Source organism: Algiphilus aromaticivorans DG1253 (assembly GCF_000733765.1).
GTDB lineage: Bacteria > Pseudomonadota > Gammaproteobacteria > Nevskiales > Nevskiaceae > Algiphilus > Algiphilus aromaticivorans.
Map to the genome: position 1 here is coordinate 256,776 of NZ_JPOG01000001.1, position 22,411 is coordinate 279,186.

Here is a 22,411-nt window from a genome sequence, read left to right on the forward strand (position 1 = left end):
TATCGGCCGCTGAAAACCGCTTGGCCGCGTGACCGCTGATTGCTTCGATTTCAGCCGGCGTTGAGCTTTTGCGAGGCGATGCCTCGACAGGCGTTCACGGAAGCGCCTGCGTGCTGCCTATTGTCTACCGCGCCATTCTGATCGCCTCCCGGACATTGCGTGCGGTGCAATCACTGATGCAAAGCATTCGTGTTCGCATGTATGATGGTGCGCGTAGCCGCCACGCGGCTCTGCGGCCGGGGAATGCAATGAGTCGATGCAGCAGACACGCCTTTTCGCGGTACCCCGCGAGCGCCGGGAGGGTGGCCGGTCGCCGCTGTGCAGCGCTTGCCTTCGTGCTGGGGGCGATGCCGCTCTCGCTGCCGGCGCAGCAGTCTCCGGAGACGGTCGAGACCATTCCGGTCGAGCCGGTTGAGGATCACGATCGTGGGCCCGCTGCATTCGATGATGTTGTCGTCTACGGCTCGGCGCTGGCGGAGCCGCGCTACAGCCAGGACAGCGCCCAGGCCGCGACCAAGACCGAAACACCCATCATCGAGACGCCGCAGTCGGTGTCGGTGATCTCGGCAGCGCGGCTGGAGGATCTGGGCGCGCTGACGCTGCAGGAGGCACTGCGCTATTCGGCCGGTGTCCGCGCCGGCGCCTATGGCTTCGATACGCGCGGGGACTTCGCGATGATTCGCGGCACCGAGTTCGCCCAGTACCAGGACGGCCTGCGCATGCTCTTCGGCTCGTACAACAACGTGCGGCCGGACGTCTACACGCTGGAGGGTGTCACCATCGTGCGGGGGCCGTCGTCGGTGCTCTACGGCCAGGGGCCGAGCGGCGGCATGGTCAATCTCACCAGCAAGCGGCCCAGGGTTGTGCCGCAGCACGAGTTGCGTGCCGAGTACGGCAGCTACGAGCGCCGCCAAATCGCTCTCGACAGCACGGGGCCGCTCACCGAAAGTGGCAGCCTCGCTTACCGGATGGTGGCGTTGGCCCGCCAGTCCGATACCCAGGTCGATTTCGTCGAGAACGATCGCTGGCTCGCGGCACCGTCCTTGCGCTGGGTGCCTTTCGGCTGGCTGCGCTGGACCGTGCTCGGCCACTTCCAGAAGGACGAGAGCGGTTCGTCGACCGCCTTTCTTCCCTGGGAAGGCACCGTGCAGCCCAACCGCAACGGGCAGGTGCCTACCAACCGCTTCGTCAGCGAGCCGGATTTCGACCGTTACGACACCGAGCAACAGGCCGTCACCTCGCTGCTGGAGATCGACCTCGGCGCGCGCTGGCGCTTTCATCAGAATCTGCGCTACTCGGACAGCAGCTCGGTGTACCGCTCGATGTTCCCGAACATCTATACCGGCGATCCCTATCTGCTGAATCCGCTGCGCCGCGATTCGGTGCTGCGCGTGACCTATGTCCGGGACTCGGATGTTCAGGCGTTGACCGCTGACCAGCGCGTCACCGGTCGCTGGCAGTGGGGTCCGGTGGCGAACCTGCTGTTGGCCGGTGTCGACATCACGCACGTTCGTGCCAACGAGGTGATGGGGCAGCTCGACCCGCTACGCATCATCGCCCAGGGGCAGTTCAATCTCTACGAGCCCGAATACGGCAGTTTCATCGTGCCCGAGGCGACCCCGCAGCCGGAGCTCACCACGCGTCAGACGGGCTACTACCTGCAGAATCAATTGGGCATCGGCGAGCATCTGGTCGTGCTGGCCGGCGCGCGCTTCGATACCACTTCCTCGGAAGAGGAAGGCGCTCCCAAGATCGAGGACGAGCAAACCTCGCTGCGTGGCGGTCTGCTCTATCGCTTCGACGCCGGCTTCGCGCCCTACGTGAGCTACGCCGAATCCTTCGAGCCGGTGGCCGACTACGACGCCGAGGGCAATCCCTTCGAGCCCGTCATCGGCCGCCAGATGGAAGCCGGCGTCAAGTACCAGCCACCCGGTGCGCAGACGCTGCTTACTGCCGCCTGGTTCGATATCGAGGAGGAGAATCGTCTGGCACCGGGCCCGACACCGGCGGAGCAGATCCAGCTCGGCGAAGCGCGCGTCCGCGGTTTCGAGTTCGAGGCTACCAGCACCTGGCGCGAGCGCCTCGATCTCATCGCGACCTACACGCGCCTGGTCGACGCCTACAGCGACGAAGGCCCGAATGCCGACGGCCAGCGCATCAAGAAGCTGCCCGCCATTGCCGACGAGCAGGCGTCGCTGTTCGGGCGTCTGCGCTTTGGTCTCTTTGGCATGCCGGGATTTTCGGTCGGCGCCGGCGTGCGCTACACCGGCGCCATTCCCGACGAGAGCCAGACGGTGGAAGTGCCGTCCACAACGCTGTTCGACGCCATGGCGGCCTTCGAGTCGGAGCACTGGCGGGTCGCGGTCAACGGCACCAATCTGGAGGATGAAGTCGTGCTATCCGCGTGCCTGGAGCGCGGGGACTGCTTCTACGGTGCGCGCCGAAGCGTTGTGGGCAGCGTGGCGTATCGTTTCTAGCCGCACCCGCAAGAAGCCGGCGCGTGGCGGCCGAGGGCGTCTCGCCGGTATCGGGCGACGAGACACGAGAGCAGCGCCCGTGTTTCGGCCCGGGCACGGCCAGCGCAAGCGGAGCCCGTCGCCGGGCTCAGGAGACGTTGAACTCCTCCCACTGCGGCCGCTGCATCTCGCGCTGGAAGCGCTCGAAGCTCCAGGGCCACATCGTCACATTGCCGTTGGCGTCGAGATACCAGCTGTTGCAGCCGCCGGTGCGCCAGATGGTGCCGGCCGCGCCTTCGTCCATGTCGCGCACGAAGCTCTGTAGCGCGTCCTCTTTGGCTTCGACCTGCTGCAGCTCGCCGCGCTTGAAGCGCTCGATGAAGGCCATGATGTAGTCGACCTGGATCTCGGAAGTGGAGATCAGGGGATAGTTGCCGACCGGCGTGTAGGGGCCGGCGACCATGAAGTAGTTGGGAAAGCCCGGCACCGCCACCGAGCGCAGGGCTTTGGCGCCGTCCGCCCAGGCGTCGTCCAGGGTCCTGCCCTGGGCGTTGATCAGCTGCATGGGGCGCACATAGCGCTGGGCGTGGAAGCCGGTGGCCATCACCAGCACGTCCAGCTGGTGCAGAGCGCCGTCGGCGGTGCGGATGCCGCCGGCCTCGACACGCTCGATGGGCGAGGTAACCAGTTCGGCGTTGTCGCGCTGGATCTTGTCGTAGAAGTCCGGCGAGATGATCAGGCGCTTGCAGAAGGGTTCGTAGTCAGGCTGCAGGCGCTCGCGCAGATCGGGATCGCGCACGCTCTTTTCGAGATTGCGGCGGGCGATGGCGGAGAGGATGCGGTGCGGCAGGTTGTGGCCCAGTACGGCGCGCGAGAAGCTCCACTGAAAGCTCAGCCGTGTCAGGTGGTACCAGAGCTTGCCGATGCCCGGCAGGTGTCGGAAGCACCATTTGGCGAAGCCGGAGTGCTCCGGATTGGGCAGCGGGAAGATCCACTGCGCCGTGCGCTGGAAGAGGCTGAAGCGCGCCACCTTCGGGGTCAGCGCGCTGGTGATCTGCGCGGCTGTGGAGCCGGTGCCGACCACGCCCACGCGCCGGCCTTCCAGCGGCACGGAGTGATCCCATTGCGCGCTGTGGAAGCAGGCGCCCTCGAAATCCTCCAGGCCCGGAATCTCGGGGCTGTGCGGGTGATGCAGCACACCGGTGGCGGCGACGAGGATGTCGGCGCTGTATGTGCTGCCGTCCTTGCATCGGATATGCCACTGCTTGCCGTCGTGACGGGCTTCCGCACCCTCGGTGTTGTAGCGGATGCGCTCGGGCAGGCCGTAGTCGGCGGCGACGCGCTCGAAGTAGGCCTGGATCTCCTCGCCGGGCGCGAACCAGTGGCTCCAGCCGGGGTTGGGCGCGAAGGAATAGCTGTAGAAGTGCGAGGGAATGTCGCAGGCAATCCCCGGATAGGTGTTCTCGCGCCAGGTGCCGCCGAGCTTGTGGGATTTCTCCAGGATCTCGACGTCGGTGATGCCGGCCTGCTGCAGGCGGATGCCCATCAGCAGACCGGACATGCCGGCGCCGATGATGATGACGCGCGGTCCTCCGGTGGCCGTGTCTTGTGCGACGGCTGCTTGTGTCATAGGTCGTCTCCTCCGGCTTGTGTCGAGCCGTCTGGCGTGCCAGCTTGCCACGGAGTGGTGTGCCACCTGATTGGGAAGGGGCTATGCGGGCCCCCATATTGTCGGCGGGGCTCAGCGCGAGCCGGTGCGGCCGAAGTCTTGAGCAGACGTATCGCTGGCGGCCTCCGTGCTTTCGATGCCGCGCAGCAGGGTCGTGATCATGGCGGCAACCAGATCGTCCACCGAGCGGCCCATGACGAACTGTCCGGCCACGTCCAGCGCTACCAGTCCATGCGCGCCGGCCCAGAACAAGTGGCTCGCCGTCAGCGGGTCGACCGACAGCTGCAGCTCGCCGGCGGCATCGGCGGCGGCCACGGTGCGGGTGCAGACGTCCAGAGCGTCGCGCTTGGCGGCCTTGAGCTCCAGCGAAGCCGGGCCGTCTTCCGGCTCCGGCAGTCGGAAGAACATCAGGGCGTAGCGCTGCGGGCAGCGGATGCCGGCACGGATGAAGGCCTCCGCCAGTCGCTGCAGCTGCGTCATCGGCCGGTTCGAGGCGCGGATGACCTTCAGCATCTCGGCCTCCATCCACCGGAAGGCCTGCGCGCGCATGGCGGTGATCAGGCTGTCCTTGCTGGGGAAATAGCGGTAGAGCGCGGTATAGCTGCAGCCCATGGCGGCGGCGACCTTGCGCAGGCTGACGCCGTCCAGGCCATCGCGCTCGAAGAGCGTCATGGCTGTCTCCAGGATATCGGAGCGGCGCTGCTGCACCTTGTTTTCGCTGAACGGTTGTCGGGCCATGCTCATAAGTTGACAGTATTAAATTAATGGTGTCAACTTTTGTGAGACGCGGATCGCGCGCGAAGAACGGAGACATGCCATGAAGTTGTCGGTGTTGGGCGGAGCAATGCTCCGGGGCCTTTTCCGCGCGCCCCGTCGCCTGATGCGCGCGCGTCGTTTCCTCGACGCCTGGAATGCGCACGACGCCGACGCGGTCGTCGCGCTGCTCGCCGGCGGGCGCTATCGCGACCCGCTGAGCGATGGCTTTCTGGAGGGCGACGCGCTGGCGACGCACATCCGGGCGCTGTTCCGTGCCTTCCCCGATCTGAGCCTGACGCCGGATGAGCGCGCCCTGATGGTCGGCGGACGAACCGTCGCGGCGCGCTATCGGTTGCAGGGTGTGCAGTCGGGTCCCCTGCCGGGCGGGCTCGGCATCGCCGAGGTGGCGCCCACCGACCGCGCCATCGCGCTGGATGCCACCCTGGTCATCGATTGCGCGCAATCGGCGTGGATCGTCGACAACCACTTCGATCTGCAGGAACTCGCCCAGCAGCTCGATTTCCTGGCCTTGCTAATGCCGCGCCGGCAGGGCGACTACGAGTTCGGCGCCTTTTACCGGCTGCACCGCGGCAACCCGGTGCCTCCCGAGGCCATCGGCATCACCTGGCTGCAGGTGCGTGGCGGCAAGGCGGCCCTGGAAGAGGCCGCAACCGTAACCAACGGCGTGCTGGAAAGCTTTGCCGGCAAGCCCGGTTTCGTCACCGGCATCATCGGCGCACAGCCGGCGGACGAAGCCGGGCACGGCTACGGATTCACGCTGTCTGCCTGGGAAAACCGCGAGGCGCTGGAGGCCAACCTGCTGCCCAACCCGGAGCACCGCGCCGTGGTCGAGCGCTTCATGAAGCAGGGTTTCTCCTATGCCACGCACTCGCGCGTCTACGAGCTGGTGCGCGCCAAGCCGATGATGATCGCCTGCACGGCGTGCGGGAAGAAGAACAATGCGCACAAGGCCAAGCCGGTCTGCTCGGCCTGCGGTGGGGCGCTGGAGGCTGCACCGGCTTATATCTGACGTTGTCGGGAAGGTGTCTGTTTGTGAGGCCGGCCTGCAGTCCCACAGCTTGATCCAGCATGTCGGATTGAAGCCCGGCCCACGGGCATCTTGTGGGTCGGCCTCCAGGCCGACAAGCCGATAGCGCGTGGTGACGATATCGGATTGCACCGCCTCCAACGGCTGCCGGCCCTGAGCCGAAAAAAAGCGCCCGGGCGTGTGACCCGGGCGTTCTGTTGCTCCGGGCATCGAGGCCCGGCCTGTGTTGTGCCGCGGCTACTGCAGATCGAAGCGGTCGGCGTTCATGACCTTGGCCCAGGCGGCCACAAAGTCCTTGACGAACTTCTGCTCGTTGTCGTCCTGGGCGTAGACCTCGGCGTAGGCGCGCAGGATCGAGTTCGAGCCGAAGACGAGGTCCGCGCGGGTGGCGGTCCACTTCTTCTGGTCCGTCTTGCGGTCGCGGATTTCGTAGAGATTGCTGCCCGTGGGCTTCCAGCTGTTGGCCATGTCGGTCAGGTTGACGAAGAAGTCGTTCGTCAGCTGGCCCTCGCGTTCGGTGAGCACGCCGTGCTTGCTGCCGCCATGGTTGGTGCCCAGCACGCGCATGCCGCCGACAAGCGCCGTCATCTCGGGGGCGGTCAGCCCCAGGAGCTGGGCGCGATCGAGCAGCAGCTCTTCCGGCTTCACGGCGTAGTCCTTCTTCTGCCAGTTGCGGAAGCCGTCGGCGACCGGCTCCAGCGGCTCGAAGGAGTCGGCGTCGGTCTGCGCGTCGGTGGCGTCGCCGCGGCCGGGCGCGAAGGGCACGTGGATGTCGTGGCCGGCAGCCTTCGCGGCCTGCTCGATGCCGACGCTGCCGCCGAGCACGATGATGTCCGCGAGGCTGGCGCTGGTGTCGGCGCTGATCTTGTCGTAGACCTTCAGCACCTTGGCCAGGCGATCCGGCTCGTTGCCTTCCCAGTCCTTCTGCGGCGCCAGGCGGATACGCGCGCCGTTGGCGCCGCCGCGCATGTCGGAGCCGCGGAAGGTGCGGGCGCTGTCCCAGGCGGTGCTGACCATCTCGGCGATGGACAGGTCGGTCTCGGCAATCTTCTTCTTGACGAGCTCGACGCTGTAGGCCGTGCTGCCTTCGGGCACGGGGTCCTGCCAGATGAGCTCTTCATCGGGCACTTCCGGGCCGATGTAGCGCGGCTTCGGGCCCATGTCGCGGTGCGTGAGCTTGAACCAGGCGCGGGCGAAGGTGTCCTGGAAGTAGGCGGGGTCGGCGCGGAACTTGTCGAGGCAGGCCCGGTAGCTGGGGTCGACCTTCATCGCCATGTCGGCGTCGGTCATGATCGGGTTGTGGCGGATGGAGGGATCGCTGGCGTCGACCGGCTTGTCCTCCTCCTTCATGTCCACGGGCTCCCACTGATTGGCGCCGGCGGGGCTCTTCTGCAGCGCCCACTCGTGGTCGAGCAGCGCGTCGAAGTAGCCCATGTCGAACTTCGTCGGGTGCTTGGTCCAGGCGCCCTCGATGCCGGAGGTCACGGCCTTGGAAGCCTTGCCCCCCTGGTTCGGGTTGCTCCAGCCGAAGCCCTGCTCCTCGACATCGGCCGCCTCGGGCGCCGGGCCGAGGGCGGCGGCGTCGCCGTTGCCGTGGCACTTGCCGACGGTGTGGCCGCCGACGGTGAGCGCGGCGGTTTCCTCGTCGTTCATCGCCATGCGCGCGAAGGTCACGCGTACCTGTTCGGCGGTCTTGAGCGGGTCGGGATTGCCGTTGACGCCTTCCGGGTTAACGTAGATCAGACCCATCTGCACGGCGGCCAGCGGGTTCTCCATCGTCTCGGGCTTGTCGACGTCCTCGTAACGCGCGTCGGAGGGCGCGAGCCATTCCTTCTCCGCACCCCAGTAGATGTCCTTTTCGGGGTGCCAGATATCCTCGCGACCGAAGGCGAAGCCGAAGGTCCTCAGGCCCATGGACTCGTAGGCCACGTTGCCGGCGAGAATGATCAGGTCGGCCCAGCTGATCTTGTTGCCGTACTTCTTCTTGATCGGCCACAGCAGGCGGCGCGCCTTGTCGAGGCTGGCGTTGTCCGGCCAGGAACTGATTGGCGCGAAGCGCTGGTTGCCGGTGCCGCCGCCACCGCGACCGTCGGCGATGCGGTAGGTGCCCGCCGCGTGCCAGGCCATGCGGATGAAGAGGCCGCCGTAGTGGCCCCAGTCCGCCGGCCACCAGTCCTGACTGTCGGTCATCAGGGCGTGCAGATCCTTCTTCAACGCGTCGAAGTCGAGCTTGCGGACTTCCTCGCGATAGTCGAAGTCCTCGCCCATCGGGTTGGTCTTGCGGTCGTGCTGGTGAAGGATGTCGAAGTTCAGCGACTCCGGCCACCAGTCCATGTTGTCGCTGCCGACCGCGGTATTGCCGCCGTGCATGACCGGGCATTTGCCGGCGTTGTTCTGATTGTCCATCTTCGTCTCCCGTTGAAACGGAATAGGGGCTGCCACCCCTTGTTCGGGATGACACGGTTTGGGGATGAGGCACCTCCCGAGAATCGCTGGTAGGCGATTCGTCGGGAATTCGCTTCAACCCGATGATCTTCAAGCTACCCCTAGTGCTGCACGAGGACAATGCCGCTCTCTCGACGGGAGCCATAGCCCCTCTTTATCGGTGGCCGCGGTTGGCGTCGTTTCGGTCGTCGGCCAGATGATCGGGTGGCTGGCCTTATGCTGTGCGCATACGGATACAACGGAAGGGAAGAGTCATGGCCAACAAGGCACGCGAATTCGATCTGGTGGTGTACGGCGCGGCGAGTTTCGTCGGCCGACTGCTGACGCGCTATCTGGTCGAGCGCATCGGTACCGGTGGCGAGATCAAGTGGGCGCTGGCGGGGCGCAACGCGGACAAGCTGCGCGCGGTGGCACAGGAATTCGGCGTCGAGGCGCTGCCCACCATCATCGCGGATGCTGGCGACCGCTCGGCGCTGGATGCCATGGCGGCGCGCACGCAGGTGGTCGTGACCACCGTGGGCCCCTACGCGCTCTACGGCTCCGAGCTGGTCGCGGCCTGCGCCGCACAGGGCACCGACTACTGCGACCTCACCGGCGAGCCGCAATGGATGCAGCGCATGATCGACGTGCACCAGGACACCGCCCGCGCCAGCGGTGCGCGCATCGTGCACAACTGCGGCTTCGACTCCATTCCCTCGGACATGGGCGTGGACTTCCTGCAGGAGCAGGCGCAGGCCGAGTTCGGCGCGCCCTGCACGCAGATTCGCATGGCGGTGAAGGCGGCAAAGGGCGGCTTCAGCGGCGGCACGGTGGCCAGCCTTATCAATGTCATGAACGAGATCAAGGCCGACCCCGGCCTGCGCAAGATCATGCAGAGCCCCTATGCGGTCTGCCCGCAGGGCCAGCGCGAGGGCGTGCGGCAGCCGAATGTCACCGGGCCGACGCACGATCCGGATATCGGCGTCTGGCTGGCGCCCTTCGTCATGGCGGCCATCAACACCAAGGTGGTGCATCGCAGCCACGCGCTGCTCGGCCGGCCCTGGGGCGAGGATTTCCGCTATGACGAGTCGATGATGACCGGCCGCGGCGCTGCCGGTGCCACCAAGGCCGCCATGGTGTCCGGTGGCATGGGCGGCTTCATGGCGCTGGCCGCCATCGGCCCGACGCGCAAGCTGCTGGAACGAACCGTGCTGCCCAAGCCCGGCGAGGGGCCGAGCCCGGAGCAGCAGAAGGCGGGTTTCTTCGATCTGCGCTTCTACGGCAAGACCGCCGCGGGCGAGCAACTGGTCGGCAAGGTCACCGGGCAGGGGGATCCCGGCTACGCCGCCACTGCCGGCATGCTGGGCGAAGCCGCGCTCTGCCTGGCGCAGGATCGCGACAAGACGCGCGGCGAGGGCGGCTTCTGGACGCCGAGCACGGCCATGAACGGCGCCCTGCGCGAGCGGCTCATGCAGCACGCCGGGCTGACTTTCGAGCGGCTGAGCTGACGGGCGTATCCCCGTGGGGAAGCTGCCAATGATCGAGGCTGTTTCCGATCGCAATCTGGAAGAAGTACTTCCGCTCATCAGGGCCTACCAGGCCTTCTACGCCGTTGCGGACATCGATGACGAGCGCAATCGGCGCTTCTTCTCCCGTTTCGGTGAGGGCAGCGACGAGGGTTGTCTCTTCCTCTACCGTGCTGTTGAAGGCAATGCCGTGGCCTTTGCTACGGTCTACTTCAGCTATGTCTCCAGCGTTCCGGCCCGGGTCGGTGTCATGAACGACCTCTACACGGACCCTGCTTATCGAGGCCGTGGTATCGGCCGGCAGCTGGTGGACCATTGTCGGGACTTCGCCCTGAGCAAGGGGGCGGCACGATTGCAATGGCTGACGGCAATAGATAACGAGCGCGCCCAGAAGCTGTACGACGCAATGAACACGAAGAAGAGCACCTGGCACGTCTACACCTACACGGCCTGATTCCGGAGGAGCGAGTCCAAGTCGCGCATCGTGACCGTCGTCGAGCTCGACAAGCGGGCGAGGAACGCTTGCCCGGATCAGTGCGCGGCGGCGAGGGTCTCGCGGACGAAATCCAGTCGGTCCTGGCCCCAGAACATCTCCTCACCAACGAAGATCGTCGGCACGCCGAAGAGGCCGCGCTGCACTGCGGCTTCCGTGACTTGCTTGAGCTGTGCCTTCACCGCGTCGTCCCCGGCCAGGCGCAGTGCCTCGTCGGCGTCGAATCCCGCCTGCGCCAGTGTCTGCCGCAGGATGGTGTCGTCGCCGAGGTTGCGGCCGTCCACCCACATGGCCGTGTATAGCGCTTCCACCAGCGCCGGGAAGCGCTCCGGCTGATGCTGTTGCACGCCGGTCGCGATGCGCATGAGCGTCAGCGTGTTGATCGGGAAGTGCGGATTGAAGGCCAGCGGCACGTCATAGTGGCGGGCGAAGCGCTTCAGGTCGCGCACCATGTAGGCGCCCTTGGCGGCATTCGTCATCGGCGAGGCATTGCCGGTGGCCTGGAAAATTCCGCCCAGCAGGACGGGGTGGTAGACGAGTTCGGCGCCGGTATCCCGGGCGATGCCCGGCAACTGCGTCCAGGCGAGATAGGCGGTGGGGCTGCCGACGTCGAAGTAGAAATCGATGCGTTGCGTCATGGGGGTCACCAGGTTTCCATGTAGGGGCGCAGATCCATCTCGAAGGTCCAGGCGTCGCGCGGCTGGCAGTGGATGCGCCAGTAGTTCTCGGCGATGTGCTCGGGCTTGAGCACGCCATCCTTCGGCATGCGCTCGGCGTAGAGATCCGGCATGTTCTCGCGGATGAAGTCGGTGTCGACCGCGCCGTCGATAACGATGTGGGCGATATGGATGTTCTTCGGGCCCAGCTCGCGCGCCATGCTCTGCGCCAGCGCGCGCAGTGCCGCCTTGGCGCCGGAGAAGGCGGCGAAGCCGGGCGCCCCGCGCAGGCTCGCCGTCGCCCCGGTGAACAGGATCGTTCCTCGCCCGCGGTCGACCATGCGCCTCGCGACCTCACGGGCATTTAGGAAGCCGGCAAAGGTGGCCATCTCCCAGATCTTGAAGTACTTGCGCGCGGTTTCCTCCAGGATCGAGCTGGGGACGTTGGCGCCGATGTTGAAGACCAGCACCTCGATCGGGCCGATCTCGGCTTCGATCCGCTCGACGAGCGCGACGACTTCTTCTTCCCTGCGGGCGTCGGTGCCGAAGGCGACGGCGCGGCCGCCTTCGGATGTGATCTGCGCCACCAGCCCGTCGAGCTTGTCGGCGTCGCGACGCGTCACGCAGGCCACATAGCCTTCGCTGGCGAAGCGTCGGGCGATGGCGGCGCCGTTGCCGTCGCCGGCGCCGACGATGAGGGCGGCGCCCTTGGGGGCGGGATCGGTGGGCATGGCTATCTCCGGTTGGGCAGCCGCGGCGGGCATCGGCGATGGCCGCGCGTGGCGTATCGGTAACGATCGTTATTAGTAACGAACGTTATGCTAGCCTTGCCAACGTGTCAACGACGGCTGATTGCCATGCGCTACTCTGCGGAACAGAAGGCCAAGAACCGTGAACGCATCCTTGATGCCGCCGGCGCGCTCATCAAGGAGCGGGGCTTTGCCGCCACTGGGGTCGATGCGCTGATGGCTGCCTCCGGACTGACTGCCGGCGCCTTCTACACGAACTTCCGCTCGAAGGCCGAGTTTCTGGGTGCGCTCGTCGAGCGCGAAATGGCCGGCTCGGTATCGCGATTCAAGCCGGCATCGGCGGCCGATACCAAGGCCTGCTTCGCGTCCTATCTCAGCCGCACCCACGTCGAGCAGCCGGAGCGCGGCTGCATACTCCCGGCGCTGAGCGCGGAGGTGGCCCGCTCGGACGAGACCGTGCGCGAAGCCTTCGAGGGGCGGCTGCTCGAAGCGCAGGCCGGAGTTGCCGGGCAGACCGGCGACGATGCGCTGGCCTGGTCGCTGCTCGCCCAGGCCGTCGGCGGCGTCATGCTGGCGCGGGCCGTGCAATCTCCGGAAACGCGCCAAATCATTCTGAAGAGCCTGCGTGAGCGCATCGACGCAGCGATCGATCGAGCCGAAAGCCAGACTGACAAGGCGGAGTAACGGTACCCCGCCAACGCATCATCGAAAGAGGAGACCTGCATGTCGCATATCGAAACCACCGTCGAGGGCCACGTCCTCGCCATCAAGGTCAACCGCCCCGACAAGCTCAACGCGCTGTCGCCGGAGATGTACAACGACCTCGCGCTGGCGCTGGGCCGGCTCGACCGCGAGCCCGAGCTGCGCGTCGGCCTGATCCACGCCGAAGGCAAGCATTTTTCCGCCGGCGTGGAGCTGGACAAGTGGGCGCCGATCTTCGCCAAGGGCGACGGCTTTCCCTGTCCGGAGGGCGGCATCGATCCCTTCGCGCTCTCCGGGCCGCGCTGCAGCAAGCCGGTGGTCATGGCTGTGCAGGGCTACTGCTACACCTGGGGCGTGGAGATCATGCTCAACACTGATGTGCGCGTGGCGGCCGACGACACCCGCTTCGCCATGCTGGAGGTCAAGCGTGGCATCTATCCCTGCGGCGGCGCGACGCTGCGCCTGCCCGCACAGATGGGCTGGGCCAACGCCCAGCGCTATCTGCTCACCGGCGACGCCTGGAGCGCGGCCGAGGCGCAGCGGACCGGGCTGGTGCAGGAGGTAGTCAGCCCTGGCGAACAGCTGCGCACAGCGCGCGCCATCGCCGAGCGCATGGCCGCTGCCGCGCCTCTTGGCGTGCAGGCGGTGCTTCGCTCTTCGCGCCTTGCCTATCAGGAGGGAGACGCGGCCGCGGCGGCGCGCATCTTCGAGGACATGCCGGCCGTCATGGCCAGCGAGGACGCCAAGGAGGGGGTGCAATCCTTCTTGGAGCGCCGGGACGCTGTCTTCACGGGCAATTAGCGTCCGCAATCAGTTCTGGCAGCGCTAGCGGCTGTCGTATGTGGGGGAATCTCGGGACAGTGTGCGGGCGGCATGGTGCGTAGGCTTGATGCGTCCCGGCAACGAGCCCCGAACATGCGATTGCTCAAGCGCTTCGTGCCCTCCCGGTTTTCCGTGGTGTTCGTCATCAATGCGATGGGTCTGGCGCTGCTGCCGAGCGCGCAGGCAGCCGGCGAGCGCTATCCCGACGGTCACGGCGGTGAGGTCTTCTTCCCGATGGGTGCGGTGTCCTTCGCCGATGAGGTGGTGCGCTTCGACGCCGGTGATCCGGCAGCCGAGGACGCGCAGTACTCCGAGGCTGAGCGTGTGCTCGGCGCGCCGCGCTACACGCAGGATGAGGACGACTTTCTCACCCTGGGCTGCGCAGGTGAGTTGGTGCTGCGCTTTGGCGACAATCAGCTGATCGACGTGCCGGGGCCGGATCTCTATGTCTTCGAGATCGGTCCGGATACCGAGCCCACGGCGCTGGCGGTCTCCGAGGATGGCAACGACTGGACGCGCGTCGGCACCATCGCCGGCGGCAAGGCTGAAATCGACCTAGAGCCTTACGTGGGAGTCGGCGACAGCTTTCGGCTGGTGAAGTTGGTGGACCTCAAGCGGGCCTGCAACAGCGGCACACCGGGCGCGGATGTCGATGCTGTCGGCGCCATCGGCTCGGCTACCAGCATCGCTCTGGACAGTGCGGTGCTCTTCGATTCCGGCGCGCATCAGCTCAAGCCCGGCGCCTTCGAGGCGCTCGACGAGATCATCGCGCGGATTGCCGACCCGGCATCCAGTGAGGTGGAAGTCGCAGGCCATACCGACAGTGTCGGCGAAGCGCAGGACAACCTCGTACTGTCGCGCAAGCGTGCGCAGGCGGTGGCCCGCCATCTGCGGGACAACGGCGATTTCGCCGCGGAGGCGGTGACGACCCGGGCCTTCGGGCAGACGCGACCGGTGGCCGACAATGACACTGCCGAGGGCCGCGCCCGGAACCGACGCGTGGAACTGACGGTGCGCACCACGCGAACGGCCGAAGCCGGCCCGGCGGAGGTCGATATTCTCGGCGTCTGGGGTGGTACGAGCGGCCGCAGTGCAGACCGCATCCTGGAGCTGCGCCGCGAGGGCGACACCGTTCGCGGCGATTACGACTTCGACGGCAGCCGTATGCTCGGCGAACTCATCGACGCGACGACCTTCGAGGGCTTCTGGATCAAGAAGCACTCCGGGCGCAAATGCGATACCGAGAAGGACGGTAGCCGCTATTGGGGGCATCTGCGCCTGGAGTTTGAATCGCCCGAGCGCGATCGCCTCGACGGTTTCTGGCGCTACTGCGGCAGCGGCGAGGAGGACTGGAGCCCGAAGGGCTGGCAGGGCATCGAACGTATGCTCTGATCCGCGCCGCGTCGCTCCGCAGCGACGCGGCAGGGCCGATCGTCGGCGAGCCAGCGCCGTCAAGCGCGCGGGCCCCGTCCTTGATGCGGGCACTGACTAGCGTGTGCGCATGGTCTCCGAATTGCCCCAGCTTGCGGTCCAGGGAGCGGCAGCTTTGGCGCCGCTGACCTGGCCGCTGGTTCAAGCGCCGGCGCCTCCGCCAGGGCGGCAGGCTGCGGGGTCGTCGACGGAGCAGCGGCCGGACGGCTGCCTGATCATTGATGCCGAGTGCGGCGTGATTCTGGATGCGGATCAGCACGCTGCGGCCTTGCTCGCTTATGCGCCCGAGGCGCTGGAAGGGCGAGCTATATCCGAATTGATCAACGAGGGTGATCGCGACGCTTTTGCCGGCGCCTTGCGGATGTTGGTGGCCGAGGGAGGCGTGCGGCGGGAAACGCTGCGCTTGCTTGCAAGCGACGGTACTGAGCGCCCCGTCGAGCTGGTCTGCGGTCTGGGCCGTAACGCGGACGAGGTCGAGTGCTGGCTCAGGGACCTGCGTAAGCGGTGGCGCGACGAGAAGGAGCTGCGTGAGCGCGTGAAGGAGCTGCGCTGCATTATGCGCATTTCCGGCATTCTGCATCGCATCGATGCGCCGCTGGATGGCTTGCTGGACGAGGTCGTCGCCTGCCTGCCGGAGGCGTTGCAATTCCCGGCCGTCACGACCGCGCGCATTACGCTGGACGGGCACGAGTACGCGACACCCGATTTCCGCCGCACGGCGCATTGCCTGGCTGAACCCATCGTCGAGTACGGTCGAAGCACCGGCCTGATCGAGATCTGCCTGCGGCATTTGCCGGAGACAACCGACGGTGAGGTGTTTCTCGATGAGGAATACGCCCTGGTCGCGCTCGTCGCGCTGGAGATCGCGCAGATAAGCGCGCAGCGCCGGCAGGCGGACCACTTCCGCAACCTGATCGAAAGCGCACCGGATGCCATGGTGATTGTCGACGGCAGCGGTTGCATCATGATGGTCAACGCTGGCTTGGAGCAGCTCTTCGGCTATCAGCGTGACGAGCTCGTCGGTCAACCGATGGAGATTCTCGTCCCGAAGCGCCTTGCAGCGCAGCATCGCGAGCATCGTGCCGCCTTCGCGCGTACGCCGGAGGCGCGGCCAATGGGGAGCAGTAGCCAACTGGTGGGGCGTCGCTGTGACGGCAGCGAGATGCCGGTTGAGGTCAGCCTCGGCCCCTTGGAGACGGTCGACGGCGCACTGGTGGCGGCGACCATCCGGGATGTCTCGGAACGCCGTCGCGCCGAGGCGGTGCTGCAACGGCTGCATCGGGTGCGCGTGATGATGTCTGCGGTCAACGCCATGATCGTGCGCGCCAATGATCGAGACGAGCTGCTGAGTGATGTCTGCCGCATTGTTGTCGAGGATGGCGGTTTCCTGATGGCCTGGGCCGCCTTCGTTGAGGGCAACGATATCCGGCCGGCTGCCAGCTATGGTGAGGATCGCGGCTACGTGGCGAAGACCGAGGTCCGCCTCGATACCGGGCATCCGCGCGGACAGGGGCCTGTCGGCCGCGCAGTGCGCGAGGCGCGGAGCCATGTGGTCAACGACATTAGCAGCGATGCCAGCATGGCTCCCTGGCGCGAGGCTGCGCTTGAGCGCGGTTACCGTGCTATCGCAGCCGTGCCGATGGTGCGCGAGGGGCGGGTCTTCGGCACCTTGAATTTCTATTCTGCCGAGGGTGGTGTCTTCGACGACGATGAAGTCGGCTTGCTCGAGGAACTGGCCGGCGATGTCGCCTTTGCCATCGACGCGATCGAGCAGCGGCAGCGCGTCGATTATCTGGCCCTGCATGATCCGCTCACGCAGCTCGCCAACCGCGCACTCTTTGCCGAGCGGCTGAGCCGGGTCCTGGAAACCGCCAAGGAGGAAGCCCACCAAGTCGCACTTCTGGTGCTTGATATGGAGCGCTTCAAAGCCATCAACGACGCGCTGGGGATGGTGGCTGGCGACGCGGTGCTACGCGAAGTGGCTCAGCGTCTTAGCGCTTTGGCCGGAGCCCACGACCGCGTCGCACGCCTCGAAGGTGACCGTTTCGCGATGCTGATACCACGCATCCGCGGCGCTTCGGATCTGTCGGCGCTGGTAGAGGAGGAGATCTGGGAAAAGCTGGGTGCGCCGATGACGCAGAACGAGGTCGAGCTTCGGCCCGCCGTGCGCAGCGGCATCGCGCTCTACCCGGATGATGGAGTTGATTCCGAAGCGCTTTTCCGCAACGCCGAGGCCGCGCTGAAGGAAGCCAAGTCGAGCAACGAGCACTACGCCTTCTACGCGCAGTCGATGAATCGCGCGGTGCATCAACGCCTGGCGCTGGAAGCACGCTTGCGTCAAGCCGTGGATGCCGAGCAGTTGACGATTCATTATCAACCCAAGCTGGCGCTGAGCGATGGCCGTATTTGCGGGGCCGAGGCGCTGCTGCGCTGGCCGGAGCTCGAGCAGGAGCTTGGTATCGGCGAGATCATCCAGCTTATCGAGGATGTAGGCGCCATCCATGACGTCGGCCATTGGGCGGTTCGGCGCGCCATCGCCGATCGGCGGCGCTGGCAGCAAGCCGGGCTCGTGGCGCCTCCGGTTGCGGTCAATGTCTCGGGGCTGCAGCTGCAACATCCGCGCTTTGTCGAAGGCATGGCCGCGCTGTCGCCCGGTCCTGGTCATTTCAAGGACGCCGGCATCGAGCTCGAGCTGACCGAGTCGACGCTGTTGCGTGATGTCGCGGCAACACAGGACAAGCTGCAGCAGCTGGCGGTGCTGGGGCTGCAGGTCGCGATCGACGACTTCGGTACTGGATATTCGTCGCTCAGCTATCTGTCCCGGCTGCCCCTGCACGCGCTCAAGATCGACCGCTCCTTCATCACTGAGCTGGGTGTTTCGACGACTGCAGGCAACATCGTGCAGGCCATCATCTCGCTGGCGCACTCGATGCGACTGCGAGTCATCGCCGAAGGTGTCGAGACGCCTGAGCAGTATCAGCTACTGCGGCAGCTCGGTTGCGACGAGATCCAGGGCTGGCTTTTCAGCAAGGCAGTGCCTCCGGATGCTTTCGCCGATCTGCTGCGCTCTCGAATGTCGCTGAGTCCACAGGGTGTGGTCCAGCGCGTCGAGTAGGCTTTCGGAAGAAAGGCCTCAGCTCGCTTGCTCGGGTCGCTGCGCGTGCTGTTGGCGAAAGCGCGCCGGGCTCGCGCCGGTGGCGCGCCGGAAAGCGCGCGTAAAGTTGGCGGCGTCGCTATAGCCGAGTTCCAGAGCGATGCGCGTGATGCTCAGATCGCTTTCTCTTAGCAGGCGGATCGCGTTCTCGCGTCGGACTTCGTTGGACAGGCCGCGGAAACGGAAGCCCTCGGCCTTCAGGTGCCGGTCCAGGGTGCGTGGCGTGACGTTCAGGATCTGCGCCAGCTCGGCGAGAGTGGGCACGCCGCCGCTGGCTTCGCGCAGCATCATGACAATCCAATCCGAGACATGGCCGGCAGCCGCGGCGTTGCGCAACAGCGTCTGGCAGCGCGCTTCGGCCATGCTGCGTGCGTTGGGGTCGGCCATGGCCATGGGGTGGCGGTCGATGGCGGCCGGGAAGCGCAGGCGCACGCCGGGGGTGGGCCCGGCGTCGAAGTGACAGCTGGCCTCGGTCAACTCGGCGTAGCGCGCCGCATGCGGCGGGGCAGCCATCGACAGCTGCAGCCGATAGTCCGGCATCCGCCCCTCGCTCAGGTCGCGGACTTCGTAGTGCGCGGCAACGGCGATGGCCTCCAGATGGAAGTCGAGGCACTGGTGCCCCATGGCGACCTCGGGCGTGAAGCTCAATTCGGCAACGCGCGCGTCCAGCTGGTAGCGCGCCCGGAAGCTGGGCATGACCAGACCGAAATAGCGCGCGACGAAGCGCAGGGCGTCGCCCAGCACCGCGCTACTGAGCATGCCGTAGCCGACGATGTGGTGAGCGCTGACCTTCAGTGAACGGCCCAAGTCGAATGCGAGATCCGAGCGCCCGCCGCGCTCCGCTATCAATGCAATCAGCTGCTCAACCTGCGGCAGGCCCAGCATGGCGTCCGGCGGTGCCCAGGCATCGGGATCGATGCTCGCGTCGCGCAACAGCGCTGCGGTGTCGAAGCCGTTCTGCACCAACAGCTCGCCAAGCCGCGTGTAGTACCGCGCTGGCACCTTCGGATTCGCTTGTCGCATGGCGCGCCTCCCGTATACGGGGCAGTGTCAGAAAATGACAAGTCAATGTCAATAAATGACAGGCTGGATAGGGTGTCGGCGCGCAGCATGAATCCTGCAGGCGGGCAAGCGCCGGAAGGGCGCACCGCCGTTGCAGGATTCCATCGGAGGAGGACACCCATGACTACATCCACTATGCATCACGAAACCACGACCTGGCGCGACGGCAAGCGCTGGCTCTGGCTGCTGAGCCCGCTGCTGCCGCTGGCCGGGCTGACCACGATCGCGCTCGCCGCCATCCATGGCATCGGCGCGCTTTACTGGGCGCTGCCCGTTATCTTCTACGGCCTGGTGCCGCTGCTCGACTATCTGATCGGCGTCGACCGTGTGAACCCGCCGGAGTCGGCCGTCGCGCAGCTCAGCGAGGATCGCTTCTACCGCGGCATCGTCTACGCCTATATCCCGACGCAGTACGCAGCGACCATTCTCGGCGCCTTTCTGGCGGTGCAGGGTGGGCTGGTCTGGTGGGAGATGCTGGGCCTGGTCATCGCTGTCGGCATGGTCAACGGCATCGGCATCAATACCGCCCACGAGCTCGGCCACAAGACCAACAGCCTGGAGCGATGGCTGGCCAAGCTGACGCTGGCGCCGGTGGCCTATGGGCATTTCTTCATCGAGCACAACAAGGGCCACCACAAGAATGTCGCCACGCCGGAGGACCCGGCCAGCTCGCGCATGGGCGAGAGCTTCTGGGGCTTCTTGCCGCGCACGATGATCGGTAGCCTGCGCTCGGCCTGGAATATCGAGAAGGCGCGCCTGCAGCGGCTCGGCAAGGGTCCGTGGACGCTGGAGAACGAGAATCTGCAGGCCTGGGCCATGACCGTGGTCTTCTTCGGCGGCTTGACGGTCTGGCTCGGCTGGCCGGCGCTGGCCTTCCTGGCGGCGCAGGCCTTCTACGGCGCGAGCCTGCTGGAGGTCATCAACTACATCGAGCACTACGGCCTGCTGCGCCAGAAGCTGCCGAGCGGACGCTACGAGCGCTGCAACCCCAGTCATTCCTGGAACAGCAATCACGTCGTGACCAATCTGTTCCTCTACCAGCTGCAGCGCCACGCCGATCATCACGCCAACCCGACGCGGCGCTTCCAGGCGCTGCGCCACTTCGACGACAGCCCGCAGCTGCCTTCCGGCTACGCCTCGATGCTGCTGCTGGCCTATTTCCCGCCGCTGTGGTTCCGGCAGATCGACCGGCTGGTCTTCGCGCACTACGACGGCGATCTGACGAAGGCCAATGTCCTGCCTGCCAAGCGCGCCAAGCTCATCGCGAAGTGGCACGGAACGCCACTGGATGACGGTCATCCGGACCCCTTCCCCGGCGAGCACGACAATGCCGCCGCCACGGTTCCCTCCGAAGGCCAAGGTCTGCGCTACCAGTGCACTGACTGCGGCTTCGTCTACGACGAGCGCGAGGGGTGCCCGCACGAGGGCTTCCCGCCCGGCACCCGCTGGGTTGAAGTTCCGGACGACTGGGCCTGCCCGCAGTGCGCGGTGCGCGACAAGGTCGACTTCCGGCAGCTGGCCGCCTGAAGTCGCGCTTGCTGCCGGCCCCGCCGCGCTCTGCGCGGCGGGGCCTTCCCGTGCCGGGCCACCTACCGACTTTAGTGTGTTTATCATCACTAAAACGCGTATAGTGTGCATATATGCACACTTCGGATCGCGTCATGGAAGCGGCCCACAAGCTCCCGCTGAGCGATGACAACGCACTGATCAGGAAGGCGGCAAAGAATGCCGCCGAGGCGCTGGGCCTGAGCCTGGCCGCGCTCGGTAACATCGTCGGTACGCGGCGCGAGAACTTCTCGCGCGCCAGCGCGCGGCTGGATCCGAAGCAGGCCGAGCTGGCGCTACTGGTCGTCCGGGTGGCGCGCGATCTCTCGGCGCTGAGCAGTGGCGACCGCGCCAACATGCGGCACTGGGTCGCCACCCCCAACCGGCATCTTGAGGCGGCACCCGCGGAGCTGATGACCTCGGTGGAAGGACTGGTGCGCGTCGTGCACTACCTGGATGCGATGCGCGGGAAGCTCTAGGCGTGGTCGCACCGGAAGGGGCCGAGGGGCTTTCCTTAGAGGCGTTCGACCGCCGGGCCTTGCGCTATGTCGAGAAGCAGAGCCGTATCGCCACCAGCGAGCTGGTGGATAACCAGGCCGAGCAGCAACGTCTGGAGGAGCTGCTTGAAGCCAGCAAGCCGGCGGTGCCGCCGAAGGCGCAGGGGCTGGACTGGCTGCTGCGCTCGGCTTTCCGCTATCCACCCCTGCGCTACGGCAGCCGCTTCGGCAGCGCCACCGAGCGCGGCATCCTCTATCTCAGCGAGACGCGGCGTGCCCTGGAAGCGGAGCTGGCCTTTTACGCCTTCAAGTTCTTCGAGGGCATGAGCGAGCCGCCGCCACGCCCGCTGCGCCGCGAGCTGACGGTGATCACGCTGCGCGTTCGCTCACAGACCGGCTTCGATCTGGGCCGGCTGGAGGATCCCGCATTGCGCCCGCTGGTGGATCCCGAAAGCTGGCAGGCAAGCCAGCGTTTCGGCCGCAGCGCGCGCGAGGCCGGGGCGGCAGTGATCCGTTATCCCAGCGCCCGCGTCGCCTGGCCGGCGGCGCGGGCGAACCGCAATCTGGCCGTGCTGGCTCCCGAAGCGGTGGCCGGCAACGGCCATCCGCGCGCCAGCGGCTCCTACGTGGTGCTGACCGACGCCGAAGGCGTGCGCCTGCAGGGCGATCTGAAGCCCACGCGCTATGTGCCCGCCGAGCAGCTCAGGGGCGGCCCATTCTGAGCGGGGAGTGACTCAGAAACGCATGCTCAGGCCGGCACTGGCCTCGATCTGCGTGAAGGCGCCGCCCCGGTAGCCGAAGACGCAGCCCGACTGCTCACCGGAAACCACGCAGAAGACGCCGCTGTCGTCGCCGGTAAAGGTGGCGTGGCCGCGGCCCTCCAGGCGCAGATGCAAGGGGCCCACGAGCGGAATCTCCAGACCCAGCGCCAGCGACAGCGAGGGGCTCAGATCCGAGCCGCTGCCGTTGCCGCGAGCTTCCAGACGCGTTGCGCCGATGCCGCCGGCCAGGAAGTGCGAGAAGCCCGGATGCTGCCAGCGCAGCAAGCCGCCGATCTGCAGATAGTCGACCCGCAGCCGGACATCGCTGCCGCGGATCCGCGTGTCCTGACGGCTGTAGTAGAGCTCGTAGAGCCGGTCCGGTTCCTGCTGCAGATTGAGGATGACGCCGGTGGCGCGCTTGGCATCGGCGCTCCGACCATCGGCGGTGTCGCGTTCCTCCAGGCGTCCGCCGCCGCGGTAGCTGATGGTCGGCGTCACCGTGTACAGCGCGTCGTCGGCGGCCGTCGCTGCGCCGGGCCAGCCGGCAAGCGCGGTGACGGCAGCGGCGAGCAAGCAGGCGCAGCGTGCGATGGGGAGGAGCTTGGCAGTATCGGTGTGCATGGTGCGCCCGCGACGGAGTACGGACGCCGATGGTAGTGC

The 22,411-nt window shown here is 66.5% G+C and carries 18 protein-coding genes; 11 read left to right on the top strand and 7 right to left on the bottom strand.

The window, feature by feature from the left end:
• The first annotated feature begins 302 nt into the window (after positions 1-302).
• Entirely contained in the window at positions 303-2,477 is a 2,175-nt protein-coding gene (locus tag U743_RS01285) for a TonB-dependent siderophore receptor (RefSeq protein WP_198021875.1), read from the top strand.
• Positions 2,478-2,604: 127 nt separating this feature from the next.
• Here U743_RS01285 and U743_RS01290 read toward each other — a convergent pair whose 3' ends face one another.
• Together U743_RS01290 and U743_RS01295 are read right to left on the bottom strand one after the other, a co-directional pair.
• Positions 2,605-4,086 carry a flavin-containing monooxygenase gene (locus U743_RS01290; RefSeq protein ID WP_052367390.1) on the bottom strand — a complete coding sequence of 494 codons (1,482 nt, stop codon included), beginning with the start codon at positions 4,084-4,086 and terminating at the stop codon, positions 2,605-2,607.
• A 111-nt stretch (positions 4,087-4,197) separates the two neighbouring features.
• Positions 4,198-4,863: a TetR/AcrR family transcriptional regulator gene (locus U743_RS01295; RefSeq protein ID WP_198021876.1), complete on the bottom strand. Its 666-nt coding sequence runs from the start codon at positions 4,861-4,863 to the stop codon at positions 4,198-4,200.
• A gap of 106 nt (positions 4,864-4,969) precedes the next feature.
• On the opposite strand from U743_RS01295, the gene U743_RS01300 reads away from it, so the two are divergent.
• Complete coding sequence (locus U743_RS01300; protein ID WP_043764907.1) at positions 4,970-5,911, top strand: ester cyclase; 942 nt, start codon at positions 4,970-4,972, stop codon at positions 5,909-5,911.
• A 255-nt stretch (positions 5,912-6,166) separates the two neighbouring features.
• Here the strand turns inward: U743_RS01300 and katG are convergent, their stop codons facing one another.
• Positions 6,167-8,335: a catalase/peroxidase HPI gene (katG, locus tag U743_RS01305; protein WP_043764909.1), complete on the bottom strand. Its 2,169-nt coding sequence runs from the start codon at positions 8,333-8,335 to the stop codon at positions 6,167-6,169.
• A 293-nt stretch (positions 8,336-8,628) separates the two neighbouring features.
• Between katG and U743_RS01310 the strand changes: the two genes are divergently transcribed.
• Positions 8,629-9,861, top strand: coding sequence for a saccharopine dehydrogenase family protein (locus U743_RS01310; protein WP_043764911.1), 1,233 nt, complete (start codon positions 8,629-8,631; stop codon positions 9,859-9,861).
• A gap of 28 nt (positions 9,862-9,889) precedes the next feature.
• Entirely contained in the window at positions 9,890-10,333 is a 444-nt protein-coding gene (locus U743_RS01315) for a GNAT family N-acetyltransferase (RefSeq protein ID WP_043764914.1), read from the top strand.
• 77 nt (positions 10,334-10,410) lie between these two features.
• Here the strand turns inward: U743_RS01315 and U743_RS01320 are convergent, their stop codons facing one another.
• Both U743_RS01320 and U743_RS01325 read right to left on the bottom strand, forming a co-directional pair.
• Positions 10,411-11,010, bottom strand: a complete 600-nt coding sequence (locus U743_RS01320) for a 2-hydroxychromene-2-carboxylate isomerase (RefSeq protein ID WP_043764917.1) — start codon at positions 11,008-11,010, stop codon at positions 10,411-10,413.
• Positions 11,011-11,015: 5 nt separating this feature from the next.
• Entirely contained in the window at positions 11,016-11,759 is a 744-nt protein-coding gene (locus tag U743_RS01325; RefSeq protein WP_043764919.1) for an SDR family oxidoreductase, read from the bottom strand.
• 126 nt (positions 11,760-11,885) lie between these two features.
• Here U743_RS01325 and U743_RS01330 point away from each other — a divergent pair, with 126 nt between their 5' ends.
• The 4 genes from U743_RS01330 (at position 11,886) to U743_RS01345 (ending at position 17,847) form a co-directional block, all read left to right on the top strand.
• Positions 11,886-12,461, top strand: a complete 576-nt coding sequence (locus U743_RS01330; protein ID WP_043764921.1) for a TetR/AcrR family transcriptional regulator — start codon at positions 11,886-11,888, stop codon at positions 12,459-12,461.
• A 39-nt stretch (positions 12,462-12,500) separates the two neighbouring features.
• The gene (locus tag U743_RS01335; protein ID WP_043764923.1) at positions 12,501-13,280 is read left to right on the top strand and encodes a crotonase/enoyl-CoA hydratase family protein; all 780 of its coding nucleotides are present in this window, start codon (positions 12,501-12,503) and stop codon (positions 13,278-13,280) included.
• Between the two features lie 114 nt (positions 13,281-13,394).
• Positions 13,395-14,693 carry an OmpA family protein gene (locus U743_RS17845; RefSeq protein WP_052367391.1) on the top strand — a complete coding sequence of 433 codons (1,299 nt, stop codon included), beginning with the start codon at positions 13,395-13,397 and terminating at the stop codon, positions 14,691-14,693.
• Positions 14,694-14,847: 154 nt separating this feature from the next.
• Positions 14,848-17,847 (top strand): EAL domain-containing protein, encoded by a 3,000-nt coding sequence (locus tag U743_RS01345; RefSeq protein WP_052367392.1) that lies wholly within the window; start codon positions 14,848-14,850, stop codon positions 17,845-17,847.
• Positions 17,848-17,865: 18 nt separating this feature from the next.
• Here the strand turns inward: U743_RS01345 and U743_RS01350 are convergent, their stop codons facing one another.
• On the bottom strand, positions 17,866-18,909 hold the full coding sequence (locus U743_RS01350) for an AraC family transcriptional regulator (RefSeq protein ID WP_043764925.1): 1,044 nt from the start codon (positions 18,907-18,909) through the stop codon (positions 17,866-17,868).
• Between the two features lie 159 nt (positions 18,910-19,068).
• On the opposite strand from U743_RS01350, the gene U743_RS19710 reads away from it, so the two are divergent.
• The 3 genes from U743_RS19710 (at position 19,069) to U743_RS01365 (ending at position 21,712) form a co-directional block, all read left to right on the top strand.
• Positions 19,069-20,475 (top strand): fatty acid desaturase, encoded by a 1,407-nt coding sequence (locus U743_RS19710; RefSeq protein ID WP_043764927.1) that lies wholly within the window; start codon positions 19,069-19,071, stop codon positions 20,473-20,475.
• A 134-nt stretch (positions 20,476-20,609) separates the two neighbouring features.
• Positions 20,610-20,972 carry an MbcA/ParS/Xre antitoxin family protein gene (locus tag U743_RS01360; protein ID WP_043764929.1) on the top strand — a complete coding sequence of 121 codons (363 nt, stop codon included), beginning with the start codon at positions 20,610-20,612 and terminating at the stop codon, positions 20,970-20,972.
• 2 nt (positions 20,973-20,974) lie between these two features.
• A complete protein-coding gene (locus U743_RS01365; RefSeq protein ID WP_052367393.1) occupies positions 20,975-21,712 on the top strand; it encodes an RES family NAD+ phosphorylase in 738 nt (245 codons plus the stop codon).
• A gap of 12 nt (positions 21,713-21,724) precedes the next feature.
• Here U743_RS01365 and U743_RS17850 read toward each other — a convergent pair whose 3' ends face one another.
• A complete protein-coding gene (locus tag U743_RS17850; protein ID WP_052367394.1) occupies positions 21,725-22,372 on the bottom strand; it encodes a hypothetical protein in 648 nt (215 codons plus the stop codon).
• Positions 22,373-22,411: the final 39 nt, after the last annotated feature.

Coding starts and splice junctions, on each gene's coding strand:
- U743_RS01290 (WP_052367390.1), bottom strand. CDS start 4,086: ATGACACAAGCAGCCGTCGCACAAGACACGGCCACCGGAGGACCGCGC.
- U743_RS01295 (WP_198021876.1), bottom strand. CDS start 4,863: ATGGCCCGACAACCGTTCAGCGAAAACAAGGTGCAGCAGCGCCGCTCC.
- U743_RS01300 (WP_043764907.1), top strand. CDS start 4,970: ATGCTCCGGGGCCTTTTCCGCGCGCCCCGTCGCCTGATGCGCGCGCGT.
- katG (WP_043764909.1), bottom strand. CDS start 8,335: ATGGACAATCAGAACAACGCCGGCAAATGCCCGGTCATGCACGGCGGC.
- U743_RS01310 (WP_043764911.1), top strand. CDS start 8,629: ATGGCCAACAAGGCACGCGAATTCGATCTGGTGGTGTACGGCGCGGCG.
- U743_RS01315 (WP_043764914.1), top strand. CDS start 9,890: ATGATCGAGGCTGTTTCCGATCGCAATCTGGAAGAAGTACTTCCGCTC.
- U743_RS01320 (WP_043764917.1), bottom strand. CDS start 11,010: ATGACGCAACGCATCGATTTCTACTTCGACGTCGGCAGCCCCACCGCC.
- U743_RS01325 (WP_043764919.1), bottom strand. CDS start 11,759: ATGCCCACCGATCCCGCCCCCAAGGGCGCCGCCCTCATCGTCGGCGCC.
- U743_RS01330 (WP_043764921.1), top strand. CDS start 11,886: ATGCGCTACTCTGCGGAACAGAAGGCCAAGAACCGTGAACGCATCCTT.
- U743_RS01335 (WP_043764923.1), top strand. CDS start 12,501: ATGTCGCATATCGAAACCACCGTCGAGGGCCACGTCCTCGCCATCAAG.
- U743_RS17845 (WP_052367391.1), top strand. CDS start 13,395: ATGCGATTGCTCAAGCGCTTCGTGCCCTCCCGGTTTTCCGTGGTGTTC.
- U743_RS01350 (WP_043764925.1), bottom strand. CDS start 18,909: ATGCGACAAGCGAATCCGAAGGTGCCAGCGCGGTACTACACGCGGCTT.
- U743_RS19710 (WP_043764927.1), top strand. CDS start 19,069: ATGACTACATCCACTATGCATCACGAAACCACGACCTGGCGCGACGGC.
- U743_RS01360 (WP_043764929.1), top strand. CDS start 20,610: ATGGAAGCGGCCCACAAGCTCCCGCTGAGCGATGACAACGCACTGATC.
- U743_RS17850 (WP_052367394.1), bottom strand. CDS start 22,372: ATGCACACCGATACTGCCAAGCTCCTCCCCATCGCACGCTGCGCCTGC.